At 66.3% G+C, this 23,489-nt stretch carries 16 protein-coding genes and 1 pseudogene; 13 read left to right on the plus strand and 4 right to left on the minus strand.

The features are described from left to right. Window positions 1–2 precede the first annotated feature (2 nt). The 10 genes and pseudogenes from QC826_RS12090 to QC826_RS12135 all read left to right on the plus strand — a co-directional run bounded on the left by QC826_RS12090 (window position 3) and on the right by QC826_RS12135 (window position 13,224). A complete protein-coding gene (locus QC826_RS12090; protein WP_279765840.1) occupies window positions 3–3,719 on the plus strand; it encodes a nitrate reductase subunit alpha in 3,717 nt (1,238 codons plus the stop codon). After that, a complete protein-coding gene (narH, locus tag QC826_RS12095) occupies window positions 3,716–5,272 on the plus strand; it encodes a nitrate reductase subunit beta (protein ID WP_093390426.1) in 1,557 nt (518 codons plus the stop codon). Before QC826_RS12090 ends, narH begins: the two co-directional genes overlap by 4 nt. 48 nt (window positions 5,273–5,320) lie before the next feature. After that, window positions 5,321–5,974, plus strand: a complete 654-nt coding sequence (gene narJ / locus QC826_RS12100; RefSeq protein ID WP_093390365.1) for a nitrate reductase molybdenum cofactor assembly chaperone — start codon at window positions 5,321–5,323, stop codon at window positions 5,972–5,974. Window positions 5,975–5,985: 11 nt separating this feature from the next. Further along, on the plus strand, window positions 5,986–6,669 hold the full coding sequence (gene narI, locus QC826_RS12105) for a respiratory nitrate reductase subunit gamma (protein WP_279765841.1): 684 nt from the start codon (window positions 5,986–5,988) through the stop codon (window positions 6,667–6,669). A gap of 22 nt (window positions 6,670–6,691) precedes the next feature. Continuing rightward, a complete protein-coding gene (locus QC826_RS12110) occupies window positions 6,692–7,447 on the plus strand; it encodes a peptidylprolyl isomerase (RefSeq protein WP_279765842.1) in 756 nt (251 codons plus the stop codon). A 183-nt stretch (window positions 7,448–7,630) separates the two neighbouring features. Next, window positions 7,631–8,425, plus strand: a complete 795-nt coding sequence (locus QC826_RS12115; protein WP_279765843.1) for a substrate-binding periplasmic protein — start codon at window positions 7,631–7,633, stop codon at window positions 8,423–8,425. Between the two features lie 95 nt (window positions 8,426–8,520). Next, complete coding sequence (locus QC826_RS12120; protein ID WP_279765844.1) at window positions 8,521–9,351, plus strand: substrate-binding periplasmic protein; 831 nt, start codon at window positions 8,521–8,523, stop codon at window positions 9,349–9,351. 81 nt (window positions 9,352–9,432) lie between these two features. Further along, window positions 9,433–10,408, plus strand: a pseudogene (gene moaA / locus QC826_RS12125) (GTP 3',8-cyclase MoaA). A gap of 172 nt (window positions 10,409–10,580) precedes the next feature. Next, the gene (locus QC826_RS12130) at window positions 10,581–12,521 is read left to right on the plus strand and encodes a type IV pili methyl-accepting chemotaxis transducer N-terminal domain-containing protein (protein WP_279765845.1); all 1,941 of its coding nucleotides are present in this window, start codon (window positions 10,581–10,583) and stop codon (window positions 12,519–12,521) included. A gap of 22 nt (window positions 12,522–12,543) precedes the next feature. Further along, the gene (locus QC826_RS12135; protein WP_279765846.1) at window positions 12,544–13,224 is read left to right on the plus strand and encodes a response regulator; all 681 of its coding nucleotides are present in this window, start codon (window positions 12,544–12,546) and stop codon (window positions 13,222–13,224) included. A 137-nt stretch (window positions 13,225–13,361) separates the two neighbouring features. Here QC826_RS12135 and QC826_RS12140 read toward each other — a convergent pair whose 3' ends face one another. Beyond that, the gene (locus QC826_RS12140) at window positions 13,362–13,619 is read right to left on the minus strand and encodes a heavy-metal-associated domain-containing protein (RefSeq protein ID WP_279765847.1); all 258 of its coding nucleotides are present in this window, start codon (window positions 13,617–13,619) and stop codon (window positions 13,362–13,364) included. Between the two features lie 319 nt (window positions 13,620–13,938). On the opposite strand from QC826_RS12140, the gene QC826_RS12145 reads away from it, so the two are divergent. Continuing rightward, window positions 13,939–15,138, plus strand: coding sequence for an NnrS family protein (locus QC826_RS12145; protein WP_279765848.1), 1,200 nt, complete (start codon window positions 13,939–13,941; stop codon window positions 15,136–15,138). A 108-nt stretch (window positions 15,139–15,246) separates the two neighbouring features. Here QC826_RS12145 and QC826_RS12150 read toward each other — a convergent pair whose 3' ends face one another. Next, entirely contained in the window at window positions 15,247–17,508 is a 2,262-nt protein-coding gene (locus tag QC826_RS12150; RefSeq protein WP_279765849.1) for an EAL domain-containing protein, read from the minus strand. A gap of 291 nt (window positions 17,509–17,799) precedes the next feature. On the opposite strand from QC826_RS12150, the gene aroC reads away from it, so the two are divergent. After that, window positions 17,800–18,897, plus strand: a complete 1,098-nt coding sequence (aroC, locus tag QC826_RS12155) for a chorismate synthase (protein WP_279765850.1) — start codon at window positions 17,800–17,802, stop codon at window positions 18,895–18,897. A 69-nt stretch (window positions 18,898–18,966) separates the two neighbouring features. Then, entirely contained in the window at window positions 18,967–20,151 is a 1,185-nt protein-coding gene (locus tag QC826_RS12160; RefSeq protein ID WP_279765851.1) for an MFS transporter, read from the plus strand. 13 nt (window positions 20,152–20,164) lie between these two features. Here QC826_RS12160 and QC826_RS12165 read toward each other — a convergent pair whose 3' ends face one another. Both QC826_RS12165 and QC826_RS12170 read right to left on the minus strand, forming a co-directional pair. Then, window positions 20,165–21,655, minus strand: coding sequence for an HDOD domain-containing protein (locus QC826_RS12165; RefSeq protein ID WP_279765852.1), 1,491 nt, complete (start codon window positions 21,653–21,655; stop codon window positions 20,165–20,167). Beyond that, a complete protein-coding gene (locus QC826_RS12170) occupies window positions 21,652–23,328 on the minus strand; it encodes a putative bifunctional diguanylate cyclase/phosphodiesterase (protein WP_279765853.1) in 1,677 nt (558 codons plus the stop codon). The genes QC826_RS12165 and QC826_RS12170 overlap by 4 nt, the downstream gene beginning before the upstream one ends. Window positions 23,329–23,489: the final 161 nt, after the last annotated feature.

The following is a 23,489-nucleotide window of genomic DNA, read 5'->3' on the forward strand; positions in this document are numbered from 1 at the left end:
GCATGAGTCATTTTCTGGATCGTCTGAATTTTTTCAGCAAAACCACATCGACTTTTTCGGACGGCCACGGCGCCGTCGTGAACGAGGATAGAACGTGGGAAAACGCTTACCGCCAACGTTGGCAGCACGACAAAATCGTGCGGTCCACCCACGGCGTCAACTGCACGGGTTCGTGCAGCTGGAAGGTATATGTCAAGAACGGCCTGATCACCTGGGAAACCCAGCAGACCGATTATCCGCGCACCCGCCCGGACCTGCCCAACCACGAGCCGCGCGGCTGCCCTCGTGGCGCCAGCTATTCCTGGTACGTCTACTCGGCGCAGCGCGTCAAGTACCCGATGATCCGTGGCCGTCTGATGGACATGTGGCGCGAAGCGCGCAAGACCATGGACCCGGTCACCGCCTGGGAATACATCAGCCAGCCGGAACGTTCGCAACAATATAAATCGATTCGCGGCCTGGGCGGTTTTGTACGCGCCACCTGGGACGAGAGCAACGAGATGATCGCCGCCGCCAACGCGCTGACGATCAAGAAATACGGCCCGGACCGCATCGTCGGCTTCTCGCCGATTCCCGCCATGTCGATGGTCAGCTACGCGGCCGGTACGCGCTACCTGTCGCTGATCGGCGGCGTGGCCCTGAGCTTCTACGACTGGTACTGCGATTTGCCGCCAGCCAGCCCGCAGGTGTGGGGCGAACAGACCGACGTGCCGGAATCGGCCGACTGGTACAACTCCACCTTCCTGATGGTCTGGGGTTCCAACGTGCCGATGACGCGCACGCCGGACGCCCACTTCTACACGGAAGTGCGCTACAAGGGCACCAAGACGGTCGCCGTGTCGTCCGACTTCGGCGAAATGGCCAAGTTCGGCGATATCTGGCTGGCACCGAAGCAGGGCACCGACGCCGCGCTGGCGATGGCCATGGGCCACGTGATCCTGAAGGAATACCACACCAACAGCCAGTCCCAGTACTTCAAGGACTACGCCAAGCAGTACACCGACTTCCCCATGCTGGTCCTGCTGCGCGAGCAGAACGGCACGCTGGCGCCGGAATACTTCCTGCGCGCCTCCCACCTGGCCAACAACCTCGACGAAACCAACAATCCTGACTGGAAAACCCTGGTCATCGACGAAGCCAGCGGCGAGATCGTCGCGCCGGCCGGTTCGATCGGCTTCCGTTGGGGCGAGTCGGGCAAGTGGAACCTGGAAATGAAGCAGGGCAGCAACAACAAGCCGGTCGATCCGCTGTTGTCGCTGATCGGTTGCAGCGACGAGGTGGTGCCGGTCGGCTTCGCCTACTTCGGCGGCAAAGACGCCAGCGACCTGTTGATGCGCAACGTGCCGGTCAAGCGTTTGACCCTGGCCGACGGCAGCAGCGTGCTGGTCGCCACGGTGTTCGACTTGACGCTGGCCAACTACGGCATCGACCGTGGCCTGGGCGGCGGCAACGTCGCCACCAGCTACGAGGACGACATTCCTTACACGCCACAATGGCAGGTCAAGCACACCGGCGTGAAAGCCGCCGACGTGATCACCGTGGCCCGCCAGTTCGCGCAGAACGCCGACCAGACCCGTGGTAAGAGCATGGTCATCGTCGGCGCCGCGCTGAACCACTGGTACCACATGGACATGACCTATCGCGGCATCATCAACATGCTGATGATGTGCGGTTGCGTCGGCCAATCGGGCGGCGGCTGGGCTCACTATGTGGGCCAGGAAAAACTGCGTCCGCAAACCGGTTGGACCCCGCTGGCCTTCGCGCAGGACTGGAACCGTCCGATGCGCCAGATGAACGGCACCTCCTTCTTCTACGCCCACACCAGCCAGTGGCGCCACGAGAAGCTGCACACCGAAGAGATCTCCTCGCCGACCGCCGGCCCGGACGTCGCGCCGATGACGCTGCTCGACTACAACGCCAAGGCCGAACGCATGGGCTGGTTGCCGTCGGCACCGCAGCTGCAAACCAATCCGCTGGAGGTGGCGCGCGCCGCCGCCGAATCGGGCCAGGACATCGGCGCCTACGCCGTGCAACAGATCAAGGCGGGCAAGCTGGAGTTCTCCTGCGACGATCCGGACAATCCGGCCAACTTCCCGCGCAATATGTTTGTCTGGCGTTCGAACATCCTGGGCAGCTCGGGCAAGGGCCACGAGTACTTCCTCAAGTATCTGCTCGGCACGCAAAACGCGCTGATGAGCAACGAGGACGATTGCATCAAGCCGCGCGACGTCAAGGTGCGTCCGGCCGCCGAAGGCAAGCTGGACCTGCTGGTGGTGCTGGACTTCCGCATGTCGACCACCTGCCTGTACGGCGACATCGTGTTGCCGACCGCCACCTGGTACGAGAAGGACGATCTGAACACCTCGGACATGCACCCCTTCATCCACCCGCTGTCGGAAGCCGTGCAACCGCTGTGGCAGTCCAAGTCGGACTGGGAGATCTACAAGGGTATCGCCGAGAAGTTCAGCGAAATCGGCGGCGCCTACCTGGGCACGCAAAAAGACGTGGTCCTGACCCCGTTGATGCACGACACCCCGGGCGAACTGGGCCAACCTTTCGATCCGAAAGACTGGCGCGCCGGCGAGTGCGAGCCGATTCCGGGCAAGACCATGCCGAACTTCACCGTGATCGAGCGCGACTACACGCAGATCCACAAGAAATTCACCTCGATCGGTCCTTTGCTGGAAAAACTCGGCAACGGCGGCAAGGGCATCGGCTGGAAAACCGGCCACGAGGTTGAAGTGCTGCGCGGCGTCAACCGCACGGTGATCGAGGAGGGCATCTCCAAGGGCCAGCCACGCCTGAACACGGCGATCGACGCGGCGGAGATGATCCTGTCGCTGGCACCGGAAACCAACGGCCACGTCGCCGTCAAGGCCTGGGCGGCGCTGTCGGAAATCACCGGCCGCGACCACACCCACCTGGCCCTGCCACGCGAGCACGACACCATCCGCTTCCGCGACGTGCAAGCCCAGCCGCGCAAGATTATTTCCTCGCCGACCTGGTCGGGCCTGGAATCGGAAGAGGTCAGCTACAACGCCTGCTACACCAACGTGCATGAACTGATCCCTTGGCGCACCCTGACCGGCCGTCAGCAGTTCTACCAGGATCACCGCTGGATGCGTGATTTTGGCGAGGGGCTGTGCGTCTACAAGCCGGCAATCAACACCAAGACGACGGCGGCCATGCTGGGCGCCCAACCGAACGGCAACAAGGAGATCGCGCTCAACTTCATCACGCCGCACCAGAAGTGGGGTATCCACTCGACCTACTCGGACAATCTGCGCATGTTGACCCTGTCGCGCGGCGGCCCCCACGTGTGGCTGTCGGAGACCGACGCCAAGGCGGCCGGCATCGTCGACAACGACTGGATCGAGGTGTTCAACGTCAACGGCACGCTGACCGCACGGGCCATCGTCAGCCAGCGCGTACCGGAAGGCATGACCTTGATGTACCACGCCCAGGAGAAGATCATCAACGTGCCTGGCGCGGAGATGTCCGGCATGCGCGGCGGTATCCACAACTCGGTAACCCGGGCTGTGACCAAGCCGACCCACATGATCGGCGGCTATGCGCAACTGTCGTGGGGCTTCAACTACTACGGCACGGTCGGCTCGAACCGCGATGAGTTTGTGCTGGTGCGCAAGATGAACAAAGTCGAGTGGCTGGAAGGCCCTTGGTGGCCAAGGCCTAACAGTCAAGATTGGAGTACAGCATGAAAATTAGAGCGCAAATCGGCATGGTGTTGAACCTGGACAAGTGCATCGGCTGCCATACCTGTTCGGTCACCTGCAAGAACGTCTGGACCAGCCGCGACGGCGTCGAGTACGCCTGGTTCAACAACGTCGAAACCAAGCCCGGCATCGGCTATCCGAAGCAGTGGGAAAACCAGGAGAAGTGGAACGGCGGCTGGCGCCGCACGGCCGGCGGCAAGATCGAGCCGCGCCAGGGCAGCCGTTTGAAAATCCTCGCCAACATCTTCGCCAACCCGAACCTGCCGCAGATCGACGAGTACTACGAGCCGTTCACCTACGACTACGAGCGCCTGCAGAACGCGCCGTTGTCGGAAACGCCACCGACGGCGCGGCCGATCTCCGTGATCACCGGCAAGAAGATGGACAAGATCGAATGGGGTCCGAACTGGGAGGACGATCTGGGCGGCGAGTTCGCCAAGCGTAGCCAGGACAAGCTGTTCGACAATATGCAGAAGGAGATGTACGGCACCTTCGAGAACACCTTCATGATGTACCTGCCGCGTCTGTGCGAACACTGCTTGAACCCGACCTGCGTGGCCTCGTGCCCGTCCGGCTCGGTGTACAAGCGCGAGGACGACGGCATCGTGCTGATCGACCAGGACAAGTGCCGCGGTTGGCGCATGTGCATCTCCGGTTGCCCGTACAAGAAGATCTACTACAACTGGTCTTCCGGCAAGGCCGAGAAGTGCACCTTCTGCTACCCGCGTATCGAAGCGGGCCAGCCGACGGTGTGCTCGGAAACCTGCGTCGGCCGCATCCGCTACCTGGGTGTGCTGCTGTACGACGCCGACAAGATCGAAGCGGCGGCCTCGGTGGCCGACGAGCGCGACCTGTATCCCTCGCAGCTCGGTCTGTTCCTCGACCCGCACGATCCGGCCATCATCGAAGAGGCCCGTCGCCAGGGCATCCCGGACAGCTGGCTGGAGTCGGCCAAGCGTTCGCCGGTGTACAAGATGGCGGTCGAATGGAAGGTGGCCTTCCCGCTGCACCCGGAATACCGCACGCTGCCGATGGTGTGGTACATCCCGCCGCTGTCGCCCATCCAGGCGGCCGCCGAGTCGGGCCAGATGGGCATGAACGGCATTCTGCCGGACACCCAGAGCCTGCGCATTCCGGTGCAATACCTGGCCAACCTGCTGACGGCGGGCGACCAGGCGCCGGTGATCAAGGCGCTGGACCGCATGCTGGCGATGCGTGCCTATATGCGCGGCAAGAGCGTCGAGAAGATCGAGCGCCTGGACGTGCTGCAACAGGTCGGTCTGAGCAAGGACATGGTCGAGGACATGTACCACATCATGGCCATCGCCAACTACGAGGACCGCTTCGTCATTCCAAGCAGCCACAAGGAAATGGCCGAGGACAGCTTCAACGAGAAGGGCAGTTGCGGCTTTAGCTTCGGCAACGGTTGCTCGGACGGCGTCTCGGACACCAGCCTGTTCGGCAAGCGCAAGCATGGTTCGGCGATCTTCATGTCGATGCCGAAGTCGCGCAAGAAGAAGGAAGCGTTGGACGTGTAGTAACACGTTTGATTTGCGCAACTTCGACTTGACCACCAAGGAACCATCATGAAAAGCTACAAAATTTTGTCCGCGCTGTTGCAGTACCCGGAGCCGGAGCTGATCGCCGCGCTGCCCGAGCTGGAGCTGGCGCTGGCCGAGCGGCCCGAGTGGCAGGCGCGGCTGCGCAAGCTGTTCGCCCACCTGAACAGTGAAACTTTGATCGATTTGCAACAACAGTATGTGATGACCTTCGACCGCAATCCGTCGCAGTCGCTGCATCTGTTCGAGCACATCCACGGTGAATCGCGCGACCGCGGCCAGGCCATGGTCGACCTGCTGGCCGAGTATCGCGCCCACGGCATGGACATGGTCGGCAACGACCTGCCCGACTACGTGCCGCTGTTCCTCGAGTTCCTCTCGATGCAGGACGAGGAGGAGGCGTTGCGCCTGTTGGGCGACGCCATCCACGTGCTGGCCCACATCGGCCGCAAGCTGGCCGCCAACGGCAGCACCTACTCGGCGGTGTTCGACATCCTCGAGGCGGTCTGCCCGGTCAAGGCCGAGGTGTTGGAGGAGCCGCCGGTGCGCGACATGGACGAGGCGCTGGAAACCTTCGGCCCCGGCGCCGACGGCGTCGAGCCGCTGCTCAAGACCATGCCGGGCGGCGCGCATCCGATCAACTTTTATCCCAAGGCTGCGGTAGCGCCGCAGCGTGCTTGAAGGAGACTATCGTGGACTATCTGCATCAATTTCTGTTCGGGATCTATCCCTACATCGCCCTGGCCATCTTCCTGCTGGGTAGCCTGATCCGCTTCGACCGCGAGCAATACACGTGGAAGTCCGAATCGAGCCAGACGCTGCACACCGGCATGTTGCGCCTGGGCAGCCCGCTGTTCCACGTCGGCGTGCTGGGCCTGTTCTTCGGCCACGCCGCCGGCCTGCTGACCCCGGTCGGCGTGTGGGACGCGCTGGGCATCGAACACGGCACCAAGCAACTGGTGGCGATGGTCGCCGGTGGCGTGATGGGCTCGCTGGCCCTGATCGGTCTGCTGATGTTGCTGGCACGCCGTTTCAGCAACGACCGCATCCGCGCCGTCACCACCTTCAAGGACAAGATCGTGCTGCTGTGGATCCTGGCCACCTTGCTGTTGGGCTTGTCGTCGATCGTCAGCTCGGCCGGCCACATGGACGGCCACATGATGGTCCTGCTGATGAACTGGGCGCAACACGTGGTCACCTTCCGTGGCGACGCCGCCGGCTTCATCGAAACCGCGCCGCTGGTGTTCAAGCTGCACCTGTTCATGGGCATGTCGCTGTTCGTCATCTTCCCGTTCACCCGTCTGGTGCACGTGTGGAGCGGCTTCGGCGCCGTCACCTACCTGGGCCGCGCATTCCAACTGGTGCGTTCGCGCTGATCTGAACTGAAGGAGATTTGTCATGGGTATCGCTGTCAACGGTGTCGAGATCACCGACGAGGAAATCGAGCTGGAGTTGCCGCACCATAAAGACGCGGCCAATCCCGTCAAGCAGGCCGTGCACGAGGTGGTGCTGCGCCACCTGCTGCTGCAGGAGGTGGAACGGCTGGGCCTGGACCAAGGCAACGAGGACAGCGACGACGTGCGTATCGAAGCCTTGTTCGCCCGCGAAGTGCGGGTGCCCGAGGCGGACGAGGCGGCCTGCCGCCGCTATTACCAGAGCCAGCTGGAACGCTTCAGCAGCGGCGCCATGGTCGAGGCGCGCCACATCCTGTTCCAGGTGACGCAGTCCGCACCGCTCGACCTGCTGCGCGAAACCGGCGAGCTGATCCTGGCGGAGCTGCAAGCCCATCCGGAGCGTTTCGAGGAGCTGGCGCGCGAGTATTCCAACTGCCCGTCGGGCGCCGTCGGCGGCAACCTGGGCCAGCTGAGCCGGGGCCAATGCGTCGCCGAGTTCGAGCAGCTGCTGTTCCGCCTGCAACCGGGCGAGCTGGCCGGCCGCCTGCTGGAAACACGCTTCGGTTTGCACATCGTGCAGGCGCAGCGCCGCATCGAGGGCACGGTGTTGCCCTTCGAGGCGGTCAAGGCGCAGATCGCCGACGAGCTGCAACGCCAGTCCTGGCAGCGCGCTTTGCATCAATACCTGCATATTCTTGTCGGTAAGGCAAATATCGAGGGCATCTCGCTGGACGGCGCCGACTCGCCGCTGGTGCAGTAAAGCGGGGCCGCCGGCGCACGGGGAGGGGAGTGATGTGGCTGTTAGGCAACATGCCACCGTCCCCGCCTAAGGCTGGATTCCGTTAGTAGTTACATAAAATGTTACATTGCACTAAGATGGTTGTCACGTTCGACTGGCCGACCCGGCCGCTCGGCGGACAACCATTTTTGTTGAATGCTGTCGATGCGCCTGTCCCACCTCGTTTTCCTACCCTTGCTGGCCCTGCTGGCCGGCCAAGCCGCCGGCGCCTGCGCGCCGCTGCGCTACGGCTATACCGACAAGGCCGTCGCGCCCTACTACCTGGGTAGCGGGGCGGAGGAGGGCAAGCCGCCCGGCGCGCTGGCCGAGCTGACGCGCGAATCGGTCAACGGCGGCGGCTGTCCCATCGTCATGGTGCGGATGCCGCCGGCGCGGCTGCGCGCCAGCCTGGAGGAGGGCAGGATAGACGCCACCTCGCTGTTCGCGCCGGACATCATCGGCACGGTGCCGAACACGGTGTATCCACGCGACAAGTCCGGCAAGATCGACCCCAGCCGTGGCATCCCCCTCTACACCGTGGTGTTCGTGCGCGCCGGCGACCACTACCCGCGCCACGGCGAGCCGGCCGCCTTGCTGCGCGGCCGCACGGTCGGCCTGTCGCAGGGTGCGCCGCACATCGCGGCGGTGCGCGGCCTCGGTGTCGAGGTCGACGACGGCGCCGCCAATCCCGAACTGAATTTCGAAAAGCTCAAGCTGGGCCGCATCGACGCCTTCGCCATCTCGATCTCGTCGATGGACGACATGGACCCGATGATGGCGGCCCGCTACGGCCGCCAGTTCGTCCGGCTGGACAAACCCTTGCTCACCAGCAGCTCCTACCTGGCCTTGAACCAGGCCTACTACGCGGCCAACCGCGGCCAGGCCGAGGCGATCTGGCGCTGGTACGGCAAGCACGGCCAGTCGCGCATGACGGCCTTGCTGAAGAAGTATCGCGACTGAGCATTGTGCTTTCTGCACGGCAATCAATTGCGCGCTATACTTTGTCCACTGCGGTGGCTAGCCGGTTCGCCGCATTTTTGGATGACGCGCCACCCATGTGCCAATTTTTCTTCGCCCTGATGCTCGCTTTGCTGGCCGGCCGCGCCGTCGCCGACTGCGCGCCGCTGCGTTTCGCCTACACCGACAAGGAGGTGCTGCCGTATTACGTGGGGGCGGGCGCCGAGGTGGCCGAGCCGCCCGGCGCCGCCGTCGAGCTGATGCGCGAGGCGGCCGCCAAGGCGGGCTGCCCGCTCAGCCTGCAACGCCTGCCCACCGGCCGCCTGCTGGCCAGCCTGGACGCCGGCACCATCGACGCCATGCTGACCTACGCGCCGGAGGTGGTCGGCGCCCGCCCGAACGTGGTGTATCCGCTCGACCGGGCGGGACGGCCCGACCCGGCGCGCGGCATGCGCCTGTACACGATGGTGTTCGTGCGCGCCGCCGACGGCCTGCCGCGCGGCGGCGCGCCGGCCGAGCTGTTGCGCGGCCGCGTGGTCGGCCTGTCGCAGGGCGCCCAACACATCAAGCTGCTGCGCGGCCTCGGCCTGACGGTCGACGACGGCGCCGCCAACCCGGCGCTGAACTTCGAGAAGCTCAAGCTGGGCCGGATCGACGCCTTCGCCATCGCGCTGGGCGCGCCCGACGAGATGGACGCCCTGCTGGCGGTGCGCTACGGCGGCCGCTTCGTGCGCCTGGACAAGCCGCTGCTGACGCCGGGTTCCTGGCTGGTGTTCAGCAAGGATTACTACGAAGGCAACCGGCGCCAGGTCGAGGCGCTGTGGCAATGGATAGGCGCCAACAGCAGCCTGCGCATCGGCGCGCTGTCGAGGAAATACACCGGCCGGCTGTCAAGGATGCCCGACCGCTCCCTAGTTACTACGGACTAGGCGGGCTAGCTCGTCATGGGCATCGGCAAAAGCGGCCCGGGCCGCTACAATTTGCCCACTATGACGAACAGGAGCAACCCGATGTTAAGCGACCGGTTTGGTCGATCCATCGACTACCTGCGCGTGTCCGTGACGGACCGCTGCGATTTGCGCTGCACCTACTGCATGCCCAAACATTTCAAGGATTTCGAGGGCCCCGCCGGACTGGCTGAGCTTCGACGAGATCGAACGGGTGGTCGGCGCCTTCGTGCGGCTGGGCACCTCGCGGGTGCGCCTGACCGGCGGCGAGCCGCTGATGCGGCGCCATCTGCCGCAGCTGGCCGGCCGCCTGAAGGCGCTGCCGGGGCTGGCCGACCTGTCGCTGTCGACCAACGCCACCCAGCTGACCCGCCACGCCGAGGACTTGAAGGCGGCCGGCATCAGCCGCATCAACGTCAGCCTGGACTCGCTGGACCGCGACTGCATGTCGCGCATCACCGGGCGCGACAGCCTGCCGCTGATCCTCGACGGCCTGAAGGCGGCCAAGGAGGCCGGCTTCGCGCCGATCAAGATCAACATGGTGGCGATGCGCGGCGTGAACGACGACGAGATCGACGACATGGTCGAGTTCTGCATCCGCCACCAGTTCGTGCTGCGCCTGATCGAGGTGATGCCGGTCGGCGCCACCGGGCAGGACAGCTCCTACCTGGGCCTGGCCGAGGTGCAGGCGCGCTTGAAGGAGAAGTTCCAGCTGCGTCCGCAGGCGCTCGAGCTGGGCGGCGGGCCGGCGCGCTACCTGGCCACCGCCGACGGCCTGACCAGCATCGGCTTCATCACGCCGCTGTCGCAGCACTTCTGCGCCAGCTGCAACCGGGTGCGGCTGGCGGTCGACGGCACGCTCTACCTGTGCCTCGGCCAGGAGGAGAAGTTCGAGCTGCGCCCGCTGCTGCGCGGCGGCTGCAGCGACGCCGAGCTGGAACAGGCGATCCGCCAGGCCATCGAGCTCAAGCCGCAGCAGCACGACTTCAACCAGCGGCCCGACAAGATCATCCGCTTCATGTCGCAGACCGGCGGCTAGCACGGCGCGGCGCAACGCGCCGTTGCCGGCGGGCGCGGCGGGTATATACTAGAGCGCGCACCAAGCTTCAGCACCAGCGCCAACGCAGTAGAGGAGAACAGCAGATGCAAGCCAACAAATTCCACCCGCCTTCGCGCCCGCCGCGCGGCGGCCGCGCCGCGTGACGATGATCATGCCCACCCCCGCACCGTTCGCCACCTGGCAGAAGTTGTCGACCAAGATAGTCGGCATGCTGCTGGGCTTTTTGACCATCGCGCTGATGGTGATCGGCTCGACCCTCTACCTGTCCTGGCAGCTCGAGGGCAGCGCCGCCGCCATCAACGTGACCGGCAGCCTGCGCATGAACAGCTACCGCCTGAGCATCGCGCTCGACGCGCTGGCCGACGGCGTCGAGCGCGGCCTGCCGCACGCCACGGCGCGGCGCCAGGTGCTGGCGGTCGACTCGACCTTGTCGCAGCTGCGCCAGGGCGACCCGCAGCGGCCGCTGTTCCTGCCGCCGGCCGCCGCCATCCGCGTCGCCTTCAACGATGTCACCCGGCAGTGGCAGAGCGGCCTGCGGCCGCTGGCCGTGGCCATCCTGGAGCAGGACGCGGTCGCGCCGCCAACCACCCAGGCCTTCCAATACCAGGCCGAGCAGTTCGTCGGCCAGGTCAACGCGCTGGTCCAGCTGATCGAGCAGGACAGCGAGGCGCGCACCTTCTGGCTGCGCGCCTCGCAGCTGTTGCTGCTGGCCTTGGCGCTGGTCGGCACGGTGTGCATCATCTATTTGCTGTTCAACCTCATCGTCACCCCGGTCACCAGCCTGCAGGCCGGCATGGATCGCATGCGCGAGCAGGACTTCGGCGTGCGCCTGCCGGTCGAGACGCAGGACGAGTTCGGCCAACTGGCGCGCGGCTTCAACCTGATGGCCGACAAGCTGCAGAGCTTGTACGGCAACCTGGAGCAGCTGGTCAAGACCAAGACGGCGACGCTGGAGCACCAGAACCGCGAGCTGGCGCTGTTGTACGACAGCGCCGCCTTCCTGCAGCAGCCGCAGGCGGCCAAGGAGATGTGCGAGGGCTTCATGCAGCGCATCAGCGACTACTTCCACGCCGACGGCGGCTCGGTGCGCGTGCTCGACCCCAACCAGGGCAACGTGCACATGCTGGTCCACCACGGCATCTCCGACGCGCTGATCGAGGCCGAGCACTGCATGAAGGTGGGTGACTGCCTGTGCGGCGAGGCGGTGGTCAAGCGCGTCGCCGTGGTGCACGACCTGCGCCGCATCGACGACGGCCACAAGCTGCAATGCCACCGCGAGGGCTTCACCACCGTGTCGGTGTTCCACATCTACGCGCAGCGCCAGCACCTGGGCTTCTTCAACCTGCACTTCCGCAAGCCGACCACCTTCAACGGGCGCGAGACGGCGCTGTTGGAGACGCTCGGCCAGTTGCTCGGCACCGCCATCGAGAACCAGCGCCTGGCCGCGCGCGAGCGCGAGATGGCCATCTCCGAGGAGCGCAACCTGGTCGCCCAGGGCCTGCACGACAGCATCGCCCAGGGCCTGAACTATCTCAACCTGCAGGTGCAGATGCTGGAGCAGTCGCTCGACAAGCGCCAGCTCGACGAGGTGGCCGACATCGTGCCGGCGCTGCGCGCCGGCGTCGAGGAGAGCTACCAGGACGTGCGCGAGCTGCTGCACAATTTCCGCACCCGTCTGCAGGAGGGCAACCTGGTCAGCTCGCTCAAGACCACCATCGAGAAGTTCGAGCGGCAGACCGGCATCGAGGTCGACCTGCAGGCCGACAGCGACGGCGCGCCTTTCCCCCGCGAGCAGCAGTTGCAGTTGCTGTTCATCGTGCAGGAGGCGCTGTCGAACGTGCGCAAGCACGCCAGCGCGACGCGGGTCGAGGTGCGCCTGCGCGACCGCCACGACTTCCAGCTGACCATCCGCGACAACGGCCAGGGCTTCGACACGGCGGCGCTGGCCAGCGTGGGCGAGAGCCATGTCGGCATCCACATCATGCGCGAGCGGGCGCAAAGAATCGAGGCGCAGCTCAAGGTGACCTCGGTGCCGGGCGCCGGCACCACCGTCAGTTTGCACTTGTCGCGCGCGCAGCGCCGCGCGGCGTAACCGTTTTTCAGTTAGGGTATCCATGGAAGTAGAAGACAACAAGCCGATCACCGTGCTGCTGGTGGACGACCACACGCTGTTCCGCAGCGGCATACGCTCGCTGTTGCAGCGCAATCCGGAGTTCGCCGTGGTCGGCGAGGCCTCGGACGGCGTCGAGGGCATCAAACGCGCCCAGCAGCTGCAACCGCAGGTGATCCTGCTCGACCTGAACATGCCCGGCATGTCCGGCGTGGAGACGCTGCAGCTGATGCTGCAGGACTGCCCGGACAGCTCGATCGTCATGCTGACCGTGTCGGAGGACGCGCAGGGCCTGTCGGTGGCCTTGAAGGCGGGCGCCTCGGGCTACCTGTTGAAGAACATCGACACCGAGTATTTGATCCGCGCCATCCGCCGCGCCGCCGCCGGCGAGACCGTGGTGGCCGAGGCGATGACGGCCAAGCTGGTGGCCCAGTTGCACGGCGGCGGACAGTCGCAGCCGGCCGCCTCGGACCTGGACAAGCTGACGCCGCGCGAGAAGGAGATCATCGCCTGTCTGGCGCGCGGCGAGAGCAACAAGGTGATCGCCCGCACGCTCGACCTGGCCGAGAGCACGGTGAAGATCCATGTGCAGAACGTGTTGAAGAAGCTGGGCTTGAGCAGCCGGGTGCAGGCGGCGGTGTATGCCGTCGAGCACCGACTGCTCGGTGCCAACGGCGACCGCTGAGGGTTCTGAGAGTTCGACCAAGTCGAGAAAACCCTGCGGCATAGATCTAGGGTCAGACCCTAGGGTCTGACCCTGGATGTTTGCCGTAGGGTGGTTTGGGAGCCGCTGGCGCCTTGGCGCAGCGGCAGGCAGCCCGCTTAACCGCAGCAACCGCCGCAGCAACCGCCATTTTTTTCGGCCGCTTTGCCGCTCTGCGCCTGGTAGCCGGCGGCGGCCAGATTGCCGGCCAGTTGTTCGGTGCTGGTGTGGCGCTCGTCGAACTGCACGTCGGCCTGGCTGTTGAGCAGGGAGACGCGGACGTCGCTGACGCCGTTGCTGCTGTTGAGGATCTGGGCGACCTTGTCGGCGCAGGCTTCGCTGTTCATGCCATCGATTTTGAGTACGGCGGTTTGCATAAAATACCTTCGAATGTGGATTCATCAATCGGCGCGCGGGGGCGCGCGGCCGGCGCCGCGAGACGTGGCGCCGACAAGGTTCCAGCGTAATGGATGGGACCGCCGGCGTCGATGGAAAAACACGGCGCGCGCCGGCTAAGTTGGCAATCCTTGATGCACATCATCCAATTCCGGCGCCTGTCTTCACAAGTATTGCGCTGCGGCAGACAATGGCCCCGTTCGCCGTGTGCCGGCAGCCATCCAACGCCGGCCGTGGCGCACCCCAGGCCAGCACCACACACCGTTTGAACGCTGAACCAGCAAGAGAGAGTGCCATATCATGAGCCTGTTAAACATCGAAGAACCCGCGCCGGCCCGGCCGGCACCGTGGGGCACCAGCCACCCGATCTGGCGGCTCGGCTTCCGCCCCTTCTACCTGGTCGCCGCCGTGTTCGCCGCGCTCAGCATTCCGCTGTGGGTGGCGCAGTACTACGGCTGGATCGACGCCGGCGCCCACATCACGCTGGGCTGGCATATGCACGAGATGGTGTTCGGCATGAGCACGGCGGTGGTGATCGGCTTCCTGTTCACGGCCGGGCGCAACTGGACCAATCTGTGGACCCCGCGCGAGGGCCACCTGGCCGCGCTGGTGGCCTTGTGGCTGGCCGGCCGCGTCGCCATGGCCTGGGCGCCGCCGCTGGCCGCCGCCGTGGTCGACTGGGCCTTCCTGCCGGCCGCCGCCTGGCCGCTGTTCGTGGTGATGAAAAAGTCCGCCAACAAGCGCAACTACTTCCTGGTCGGCCTGCTGTCGCTGCTGGCCGTGGCCAACGGCGTCTACCACGCCATCGTGCTCGGCCTGCTGGAGATGGCGCCGGCCGTGCCGGCGCAGGCGGCGGTGCTGGTCATCGTGGTGATGGAGTCGGCCATCGGCACCCGCGTCATCCCCATGTTCACCCGCAACGGCGCGCCGGGCAGCACGCCGGCCGTGCATCCGAAGCGCGACATGGTCTCGATCGCCCTGTTGGTGGCCGCCGGCATCAGCTGGATCGCCGGCCTGCCGGTATGGCTGGTGGCGCCGCTCGGCGGCGGCGCCGCGACGATGGTGCTGGTGCGCCTGATCGAATGGCAGCCGCACAAGACCCTGCGCGTACCGCTGCTGTGGATTTTGCACCTGTCGTACGGCTGGATCGCGGTCGGCTTCTTCATGCTGTCGCTGGCGGCGATGTCGCTGATTCCGTCGAGCGCCGCCTTCCACGCGCTGACGGTCGGCTCGATGGCCGGCCTGATCCTCGGCATGATGACGCGCACCACCCTGGGCCACACCGGCCGGCCGCTGAAGAGCGGCAAGGCGGAGTTCGCCATCTACGCGCTGATCCAGCTGGGCGCCGTGCTGCGCGTGGCCGCCACGCTGGTGGCGGGCGCCGGCCACGACCATCTGCTCATCTGCAGCGCGCTGTGCTGGACGCTGGCCTTCACCGTGTTCGCCGTGGTCTACCTGCCGTATCTGGCCAAGCCGAGGATAGACGGCCGCGAAGGCTGACGCGGCGCGCCGGGCGCGCAGCCCGGCCGAGTAGCGGTGTCATGTGGGAAGGAGGGCGGCGAGCAGTGGGGCGCCGCCTTTTTTCTGTTTACTTCAGGTGGGGGGGGCTTAGGCGGCGCCTTCCAGCGTGTCGTTGTTGAGCCAGCCGTCGAGCGCGTCGGCGTTCATCGGCCGGGCGAACAGGAAGCCCTGGGCCAGCGGGCAGCCGAGGTTTTGCAGGATCTGCGCCTGGCGCTCGTCCTCGACGCCTTCGGCGATCACCGCCAGGCCGAGGTTGCGGCCCAGCTGGATCACCATCTCGGCGATGCTGCTGCCGCGCGCCGAGCCGGTGATCTCGGTGACGAAGGCGCGGTCTATCTTCAGGCGGTCGATCTGCAGCCGCTGCAAATACGACAGCGAGGAGAAGCCGGTGCCGAAGTCGTCGATCGCGATGCTGACGCCGGTCTGCTTGATCTGGCCGAGCATCTTGATGAGCAGGTCGGGCTCCTCCATCGCCATCGATTCGGTGATCTCCAACTCGACGAACTCGGGCGGCGCGCCGGTGTCCTCGAGCGCGGTGCGCAACATGTCGAGGAAGTAGGGGTGGCGGAACTGCACCTGCGAGACGTTGATCGACATCATGAAGTCGAGGTGGCCGGCGGCGCGCAGCTTGACCAGCTCGCGGCAGGCGGTGCGCAGCACCCATTCGCCCAGGTCGATGATCAGGCCGGAGTATTCGGCGATGGGGATGAAGCGGTCGGGCGAGATGAACTTGCCGTCCGGCGTCTGCCAGCGCAGCAGCGCCTCGGCGCCCACCGGCCGGCGGGTGACCAAATCGATCTGCGGCTGGTAGACCACGAACAGCTGGTTCTGGCCGAAGGCGGTGCGCAGCGCGTGCATCATGCGCACCCGCTCGCGGATCTCGACGCCCATGCTGCGCGAGAAGTAGAAGTGGCCGGCGCGTTGCTGCGACTTGGCGCGCTTGAGGGCGATGTCGGCGTCCTTGAGGGCGTCGGCGCCGCTGCCGTCGTGCTCGCCCAGGCGCACCAGGCCGAGCGTGGCCGACAGCTGCACGTCCTGGCCGTCGATGCTGAACGGGGTCTGGAACAGCGCCAAAATCAGCGCCGGGTTGACCTGGCCGGAGTCGCCCAGCACGCAGAAGATGTCGCCGCCGATGCGCGCCACGGTCAGCTCGTTGCCCAGGCGCGATTGCAGGCGGCCGGCCACGGCCAGCAGCAGCATGTCGCCGAACTGGTGGCCGAGCGCGTCGTTGGTCTCGGCGAAGTGGTCGAGGTCGACCAGCGACAGCGTGGCGTCGTCCTTGGCCGGGCCGCTCAGGGTGGCGTCGAGGATCTCGACCAGGCGGGTGCGGTTGGGCAGCTTGCTGAGCTGGTCGTAGAAGGCGGCGTTGTGCAGGTGGGTGACCAGTTCGACGTTGTCGAGGCCGACGGCGACGTTGCTGCAGAAGACCTCGAGCAGGCGCTGGTCGATCTCGCTGAGCGGGCGCGCCAGCTCGAAGTAGGCGACGAAGTTGCGGCTGGCCTTGCCGGCGAAGTGCAGGGTCAGGTGCTCCGGGTGGTAGACGTTGCGGCGCTGCGCCAGCGCCAGCTCCATCGCCTCGAGCACGGCCGGGGCCAACTCGGCGGTCAGCTGGCAGTTGTCGAGGCGGCGGAAGTCGCCCGCCGTGGCCATCACCATCAGCTCGTGGCAGCCGGCCTCGGGGCACTCCTGCACGCACAGCACGCCGCAGGTTTTCTGGCCGACCAGGTCGGCGATCTGGGTCAGCACGCCGGCGGCGAAATTGCGCACGCCGTGCAGGGTCATCAGCTCGGTGCTGGCCTGGACGATCTGGCTCAGGCCGCGCCGGCTGTCGTTGATCTTGCGGATTTGTTCGTAGGAGCGGATCGCCGCCGTCACCGTGGTGAACAGCTTGATGCGGGTCAGCTCGGACTTGGTCTTGTAGTCGTTGATGTCGAAGTCGCGGATGGCGTCGATCTCCGGCGCGTAGCCGGGCTGGCCGGTGCGCAGGATGATGCGCACGTCGCTCAGCTTGAGCGTCTCGCGGATGTAGCGCACCAGGTGCAGGCCGGCGTCGTCCTGCTCCATCACCACGTCGAGCAGGATGACGGCGATCTCTTGCTCGTGCTTGAGCATGTCGCGCGCCTCGCCGGCCGAGTAGGCGTGGACGAATTCGAGCGGACGGTGCTGCATGTCCAGGTTGCCCAGGGCGAAGGTGGTGGTCGAGTGGACGTCCTCGTCGTCGTCGATGATCATCACGCGCCAAACGCTGCGTTCGCCGGCCGTCGCGGCGCCGGCCGGGTGCTCTTCTAAGAATACCAGATCGTCGTGATCGTCCTTGGATTGCTCAAGGGGGGTGATCGATGGGGGCATGTGTCGCTTCTCCAAGATTTCTCGGTGTTCTTTTCAAACAAGTATATAGCGAATTATCAAAGGCAACGATCATTTCGGCGCCTTTGTGGGGCGCCGATGGTGTCATTTTGCAAGTTTTGACACGCCCGGCATGGAATAATGACGTTTCCATCACGAAACTAGCATCGCGCCGTCAATTGGTACTAACACGTACCATGCCGCGCGCCATGTTGCGTATTTGGCGCGGCAAGGGACGCGGCGCCCGGCGGACTGGTAAAATGGTCTGTTTCCTACCTCACAGACCCCCTACCTATGTCCGGCAATACATTTGGCAAGCTGTTTACCGTTAGCACTTTTGGCGAATCCCACGGCCCGGCGATCGGCTGCGTGATCGATGGCTGCCCGCCCGGCCTGGCCCTGTCCGAGGCCGACATCCAGCCCGAACTGGACCGCCGCAAGCCAGGCACCTCGCGCCACGTGACCCAGCGGCAGGAATCCGACACGGTCGAGATCCTGTCCGGCGTCTACCAGGGGGTCACCACCGGCACGCCGATCGCCCTGCTGATCCGCAACGAGGACCAGCGCAGCAAGGACTACGGCAACATCGCCGAAAGCTTCCGCCCCGGACATGCAGACTACACCTATTGGCACAAGTACGGCGTCCGCGATCCGCGCGGCGGCGGCCGCTCGTCGGCCCGCCTGACCGCGCCGGTGGTGGGCGCGGCGGCGATCGCCAAGAAGTGGTTGCTGCAGCAGTACGGCACCGTGTTCAAGGGCTGCATGAGCCAGCTGGGCGACATCGCCGTGCCCTTCGAGGACTGGAGCCACGTGCCCAACAACCCCTTCTTCGCCGCCAGCGGCGACGCCGCCCTGATCGCCCGCATGGAGGACGCGATGGACGCGCTGCGCCGCGACGGCGACTCGATCGGCGCGCGCATCGACGTCATCGCGCACAACGTGCCGGTCGGCCTGGGCCAGCCGATCTACGACAAGCTCGACGCCGACATCGCCTACGCCATGATGGGCATCAACGCCGTGAAGGGCGTCGAGATCGGCGCCGGCTTCAAGTCGGTGGCGCAGAAGGGCTCCGAGCACGGCGACGAGCTGACCCCAGAGGGCTTCGTCGGCAACAACGCCGGCGGCGTGCTGGGCGGCATTTCGACCGGGCAGGACATTTCGGTCTCGATCGCCATCAAGCCGACCTCGTCGATCCGCACGCCGCGCCGCTCGATCGACAAGGACGGCAATCCGGTGATGGTCGAGACCTTCGGCCGGCACGACCCCTGCGTCGGCATCCGCGCCACGCCGATCGCCGAGGCCATGCTGGCCCTGGTGTTGATCGACCACGCGCTGATGCACCGCGCCCAGTGCGGCGACGTGCGGGTCGGCACGCCGAACATCGCCCTGTAGGCGTTCCTTGTTTTACCGGGCGGCGCCAACGCGGCGCGGTCCGGCGCAACGCGGCGCAGCCCCGTCCCCATGCCCAAACAAGCCTTCAGCTTCGCGCTCTTCCTGTTCGCCTACTACGCCCACGCCGGCACCTTTTCCACCTACGCCACGCTGTACTTCGCCGCCAAGGGCATGACGGTGGCGCAGATCGGCACGCTGATGGCGATGATCCAGGTGCTGCGCATCGTCGGCCCCAACGTCTGGGGCTACGTGGCCGACCACAGCGAACGCCGCGTGCTGGTGCTGCGGCTGACCGGCGTGGCGGCGCTGACGGCGTTCTCCGGCATCTTCCTCGGCCAGACCTTCGCCCAGCTGTTGCTGGCGATGGTGGCGCTGAACCTGTTCACCAGCGCGCAGGGGCCGATCTGCGAGGCGCTGATGCTGTCCGAGATGCGCGGCGACCTGACCCACTACGGCCGGCTGCGGCTGTGGGGTTCGGTCGGCTTCATCGCCTCGGTCATGTTGGCCGCCGTCGCGCTGGACGCCTACGGCATCGCGGCGCTGCCGTGGATCGCCGGCGGCCTGCTGCTCGGCGTGCTGGGCGCCGCGCTGCGCCTGCGCGAGGTGCCACGGCTGAGCCACGCCCAGCCGGCGCCGCCCTTGCTGAGCATACTGCGGCGGCGCGAGGTGGTCGCCTTTTTCGTTTCGACCGCGTTGATGGTGGCGGCGCACACCTCGCTGTACACCTTCTACTCGCTGTACCTGGAGCAAAACGGCTACAGCAAGACGGTGATCGGCGTCATGTGGTCGCTCGGCGTGACGGCCGAGGTGCTGTTGTTCTACTTCCAGGCGCCGCTGTTCCGCCGCTGGGGCGCGCGCAACATGATGTATCTGGCGCTGCTGTGCGGCGTGCTGCGCTTCGCCGTGATGGGCGCGGCGGCGCACGCGCTGTGGCTGCTGGTGCTGGCGCAGTTGCTGCATGCCGCCACCTTCGCGCTGCACCACTCGGCCTCGGTGATGACCTTGCAGCGCTGGTTCTCCGGGCCGCTGCAGGCGCGCGGGCAGGCGCTGTTCATCAGCATCTCGTATGGCGTCGGCGGTTCGCTGGGCGGGCTGTTCCTGGCGCAGTGGTGGCAGCGTGCGGGGCCGCAGTCGGTGTACTACGTGGCGGCGGCGTTGTGCGCCGGTTCGCTGCTGGCGGCGGCCTTGTCGTTCCGCTGGCAGCGACTTGAAAAGCCGGGCGGCGCGCTTGCAGGGTCAGACCCTAGGGTCTGACCCTCGCTTCTTGTTAGTTGGCGCGGCTGGTGGCCGTTTCGAGCTTGTGGCGCCGCTCGACGGCCTTGACCACCAGCGCGCGCATGTCGTTGAGCAGGGCGAACTCGGTCTGGCTCAGCTGGATCGGCGGGAAGCTCTCGTCCCAGTCGCCGTAGAGGAAGCCGGCCGGCTGGCCGTTGGCCGACAGCGGCAGGATGACGAAGCTGCGCGCCGCCGACAGGGTGCTCTTCCACCACAGCGGCAGCTTGGCGGCGAACTTCGGGTCGCGCGCGTTCTCGATGAAGATCACGCGGTCGCTGCTGAGCGCGGCGTGGAACACGTTCGGCTCGTAGGCGTCGTCGAAGCTCATCAGCGGCAGCAGCTCCTTGATGTCGTCGCCGAAGCCGATCTTGGCGGCGTACTGGCCCTCCCTGCGGTTGCGCACGAAGGCCACGGCGCGCGAGAAGTCCAGGCCCTGGAACACCGTCTCCAGCGCGATGGAGACCATCTGGCCGGGGCTGGCGGTGTCGAGCACGTCGCGCATGTCGGACAGGCCGCTGAGCAGGATCTTGTTGCCGGCGGCGCGCATGCGCGTCTTGGCCAACGCCTTGGCGCGCCGTTCGGCCGGCTTGGACAGCGGGGCGATCGTCAAGTCCTTGGCGGCCACCACCTTGGCCTGTTCGATGGCCGTCATCAGGCCCTCGGGCGCGACGCCGATCATCTCGGCGTAGCGTACGGTGAGCAGCTGCACGGCCGCGTGGCCGGCCTCGTCGTCGTGCCACAGCGAGTCGGCGCACTGCGCCGCCATGGTCGACAGGCCGGCGATCCAGTCGCTGGCGCTGACGGCGGCGCCCGGCTCGGGCGGCTCGACGCGGCGCATGCCGTTGATCAAATTGGCCGGCAGGCCCCAGTGCATGGCGGCGGCGCAGCCGATCTCCTCCAGGGTCAGGCCGAGCAGCTCGGGCGCGGCGGCGTCGACCGAGCCGCCGGCGTGCTGTTGCAAGGCCAGCCAGCGCTGCGGCAGGTAGTAGGTGAGCATCATGCGGCCCAGGCTGTGCAGCATCGAGCAGACCACGGCCTCCTCGCCGTGCCGGTTGGCGGCGCTGGCGGCGACCTGCTGGGCGACGATCCCGGCCAGCACCGCCTTTTCCATTTCGATGTGGGCGATGGTGGAGTCGGGCGAGGCGGCCGACAACTCTTCGATCAGTTTGAGGCCCAGCGCCAGGTGGCCGATGGCGTCGGTGCCCAGCACCAGCACCGCCTTGCTGACGGTGTTGACGTGCTGGCCGAAGGCCGAATACATGCCGCTGTTGGCCAGCCGCAGCACCTTCTGCGTCAGCACCGGGTCCGACAGCACCGTCTGCGCCATGTTGAATTCCTGCTCGTCCTCGCCGCGCATGGCGCCGAGGATGGCGCTGATGGCCTTGGCGAAGCCGGGCATGTCGCCCTGCTGGCGGGTGCGGTCCCACAGGTCGGCCAGGGTCTTTTCACCCAAGGGGCCGCTGGCTTTGAAGGCGGGGATCATAGGTGCACCTGGCGCAGTTCGGTCGGCACCAGGTTGGCGTAGGTGCTTTCCTTGAGCGCCGCCATGGCGACGTTGGCCGGCATCGGCTTGCCGGTCAGGTAGCCCTGGATGCGTTGGCAGCCGCGCTGTTCGAGGTAGTGCAGCTGCTCCTCGGTTTCGACGCCCTCGGCCACCACCGACAGGTCGAGGTGCTTGGCCAGGTCGAGCACGGCGTTGCAGATGGCGCCGTCCTTTTGCGAGGCGGGCAGGTCGCGGATGAAGGTGCGGTCGATCTTCAGCACCGAGATGGGGAAGCGCTTCAGATAGGCCAGCGAGGAGTAGCCGGTGCCGAAGTCGTCGATGGCGATGCGGGCTTTGCGCTCGGTCATTTTCGACAGGATGGCCTCGGCGTGCACCGGGTCGATCATCAGCGTGCCCTCGGTGATCTCCAACACCAGCTGGGCGCCGTCCAGGCCGGAGTAGGCGATGGCGTCGTCCAGCACGTCGAGGAATTTATCGTTGCGGAACTGGCGCGGGCTGATGTTGACGGAGATGTACAGGCTGCGCTTGGCCACCTCCTCGAACTGCTTGAGCTGGACGCAGGCGGCCTTCAGCGCCCAGGCGCCGAGCAGGTTGATCAGGCCGTTGGTCTCGGCGATCGGAATGAAGCGCACCGGCGGCACCATGCCCAGGGTCGGGTGCTTCCAGCGCATCAGCGTCTCGAAGCCGAGGATCTCGCGCGTGTGGGCGTCGACGATGGGCTGGTAGTAGAGCAGGAACTCGCCCTCGCGCACCGCCTGGAACATCGCCGCCTCGAGCGAGATGTCGTGCTCCGGCGCGCTGCCCTCCTGGCGCGGGCTGTAGACCACGCAGCGCGCCTTGCCGGTCTCCTTGGCGCGCGACATGGCGGCGTCGGCCAGCGCCACCAGGCGCACCTCGTCCTCGGCGTGGTCCGGGTACAGCGCCACGCCGACCGAGGCGCCGACGTAGATGGTGTGGCCGTCGACCTCGAAGGGCGATTGCAGGGTGGCGATCAGGCGGCCGGTGACCAGCTTGATCTGGGCGTCGCTGTGGGTGCCGGGCAGCACGGCGACGAACTCGTCGCCGCCGACGCGGGCCAGGGTGTCGCTGTCGCGCAGGGTTTTGCGCAGGCGCGCGGCGGCCATGCGCAGCACGGCGTCGCCGACCGGGTGGCCGAGGCCGTCGTTGACCTTCTTGAAGCCGTCCAGGCCGATGGTGGCCACCGAGAAGCCCTGGCCGGAGCGGCGCGCCTGGGCGATCACCATGCGGATGCGGTCCGACAGCAGCAGCCGGTTGGGCAGCTCGGTGAGGGCGTCGTGGGTGGCCATATGGCGCAGCCGCTCCTCGGTGGCGTGCTGGGCCGACAGGTCGCGGCCGACCAGCAGCAGCCCCGGGTTGTCGGTGTCGACGTCGAAGGCGGAGATGCGCAGCTCGTAGCTGATGTCCTGCTCGGGGGTCTTCAGGTGCAGCTCGACGCGGCAGGCGCTGCGCGCCTCGATCGCCTCGATCAGGGTCGCCTTCAGCGCGGCGCGGTCGATCTCGGCGACGTGGGCCGCCAGCGGTTCGCCCAGCAGCGTGCGGCCGCAGCAGATCAGGGCCACGGTCCGCTGGCTGGCGAACAGGATCTGCCCTTGCTGGTTGAGGCGGAACACCACATCGCCGGCTTCTTCCATGAGCTTGTCGAGTTCATGGCGCAGATCGAGCACAGGCGGGACTGGGGAGCTGGAAAGCATTGTGACGATCTACACTTTCATTTTTTTCATATCTTGCATTCTACAATCTTATCGGCGCGATGGCACGGGGCAGCAGGGCGCCCGCCCGGCAAAACCAGAAC

It is taken from the genome of Rugamonas sp. DEMB1, from assembly GCF_029834475.1.
Lineage (GTDB): Bacteria > Pseudomonadota > Gammaproteobacteria > Burkholderiales > Burkholderiaceae_D > Rugamonas > Rugamonas rubra.